The 1,769-nt window shown below is 65.1% G+C and carries 3 protein-coding genes; 2 read left to right on the forward strand and 1 reads right to left on the reverse strand.

Features of this window, described 5'->3' with window-relative positions; genetic code table 11:
- Nucleotides 1-217, forward strand: a 217-nt coding sequence (locus EOA60_RS31535; protein ID WP_128312515.1) for a plasmid stabilization protein, incomplete at its 5' end; no start/stop codon positions are given.
- Nucleotides 218-387: 170 nt separating this feature from the next.
- Here EOA60_RS31535 and EOA60_RS31540 read toward each other — a convergent pair.
- On the reverse strand, nucleotides 388-846 hold the full coding sequence (locus EOA60_RS31540) for an Lrp/AsnC family transcriptional regulator (RefSeq protein ID WP_095801368.1): 459 nt from the start codon (nucleotides 844-846) through the stop codon (nucleotides 388-390).
- Between the two features lie 169 nt (nucleotides 847-1,015).
- Here EOA60_RS31540 and EOA60_RS31545 point away from each other — a divergent pair, with 169 nt between their 5' ends.
- A complete protein-coding gene (locus EOA60_RS31545) occupies nucleotides 1,016-1,756 on the forward strand; it encodes an AzlC family ABC transporter permease (RefSeq protein WP_095824506.1) in 741 nt (246 codons plus the stop codon).
- Nucleotides 1,757-1,769: the final 13 nt, after the last annotated feature.

The following is a 1,769-nucleotide window of genomic DNA, read 5'->3' on the forward strand; positions in this document are numbered from 1 at the left end:
GCGCCGGGCCTGGGCGACCGTCAACAAGGACGATGGCGGCGGCAAGAAGGCGGGCGGCTCGGGCCGCGGCAAGCACACCGGCCATCCGGCGGCGCACAAGGGCGGCAAGGCCGGCGGCAAAGCGTCAAGCTCGCGCTCGGCGGCCGAGCGTTCTGCTTCCGCCAAGAAGGCGGCGGCGACGCGCAAACGCAACGCGGAGCACCACGCCCAACATTAGGCGTGGGTTCGCCTTCTCCCTTGCCGGAGACGGCGGACAGGCGCGCAGCGCCGAGACGATAGAGACGAAACGAGGCGCTGGGAAACTGGCGCCTCATTGCCGCGGCGGTCCTTCCAGCAGCATCCCGACGGTTCGCGGTCACCTTCTCCCTCAAGGAAAAAAGGGAAGATCTAAAGCGGCATCTCCGAAGTCTGCTTGACCGTCTGGCTGGGAACGTCGGTCTTGACGTTCTGCACCCCCTTGATGCGACTTAAGTGCTCCGACTGGAAGCGGCGATAGTCCTCGATGCCCGCCGCCACAACCCGCACCATAGCGTCGCAATCGCCCAGCATCAGATAGCATTCCAGCACCTCGGGCAGCTTGCCCACCTCCCTGGCGAAATGCTCGATCGTGTCCTCGTCCTGCTGCTTCAGCCAGATGCGAGTGAAGAAGGTATGACCGCGACCGATCTTGGCCGGGTTGAGCACCGCGACATAGCGGTCGATGACGCCAGCCTCCTCCAGCAATTTTACGCGCCTCAGACAGGGTGACGGCGACAGGCCGACCTCTCTCGCAAGATCGTTGTTGGCCATGCGCCCGTCGCGCTGCAGGGCGCGCAGGATCCGCTTGTCGATCTCATCCAGCTTCATGGCGTCTGATTCCAATATTGGCTAATTCTCGCTATCCAATGCCAAACCTTGGCAGAAACGGCGCATCTTCGCAACCCGATTGCGGAGCATTTCGGCTATGGTGGCCAGCGATAACCGACCATCGAGCAACCGGAGAAGGCCGCCCCGCAAGGCTGGCCGAAGAAGAGCCATGAGCGTTTCCGAGATAACCCTGGGCCACCCTCCCGCCGAAGCACGCGGCGCCGAATTCCGGCGGGGCGCCGCCGCCTCGACGCCGGTGCTGCTTGGCATTGTCCCCTACGCACTCGTGCTGGGCGCGCAGGCCGCGCAGAAGGGCTTGAGCGTCGTCGAGGTGCCGTTGATGACGGGCCTCAACTTCGCCGGCGGCTCCGAATTTGCCGCCATCCAGCTCTGGACCTCGCCGCCGCATGTGCTGTTGATCGCCGCCATCACATTGCTGGTCAACAGCCGGCATTTCCTGATGGGCGCGGCACTTGCGCCGTTCCTGCGCCACCTGCCCAAACGCAAGGCGCTGCCCGCGCTGTTCTTGATGTGCGACGAGAGCTTTGCGCTCGGGCTCGCCGACGCGAAGCGCCGCGCGGCCAGCGGACTGCGGCCAGCCTTCAGCCTCGCCTACTATGCGGGAACTGCCCTTCCCTTCTATCTTGCCTGGGTGATTTTCACGACCTGCGGAGCGGCGCTCGGGCCGGTGCTTGGCAACGTCGAGCGCTACGGCTTCGCCATGGCCTTTCCGGCAGTGTTCCTGGTGCTGCTGCGCGGCATGTGGAAGGGTTTTGCCGCGGCGCGCCCCTGGCTTGTCAGCCTAGTGGTGGCGGCGGCAACTTATCTGGTCGTTCCGGGCGCCTGGTACGTGGCGACAGGCGCGCTGTCCGGGTTGGTGTCCGCCTGGCTTCTGGCAGGTGAGAAATGATCGAGCCCTGGAC

This window comes from Mesorhizobium sp. M1A.F.Ca.IN.020.06.1.1 (assembly GCF_004023265.1).
Lineage (GTDB): Bacteria > Pseudomonadota > Alphaproteobacteria > Rhizobiales > Rhizobiaceae > Mesorhizobium.

Coding starts and splice junctions, on each gene's coding strand:
- EOA60_RS31545 (WP_095824506.1), top strand. CDS start 1,016: ATGAGCGTTTCCGAGATAACCCTGGGCCACCCTCCCGCCGAAGCACGC.
- EOA60_RS31540 (WP_095801368.1), bottom strand. CDS start 846: ATGAAGCTGGATGAGATCGACAAGCGGATCCTGCGCGCCCTGCAGCGC.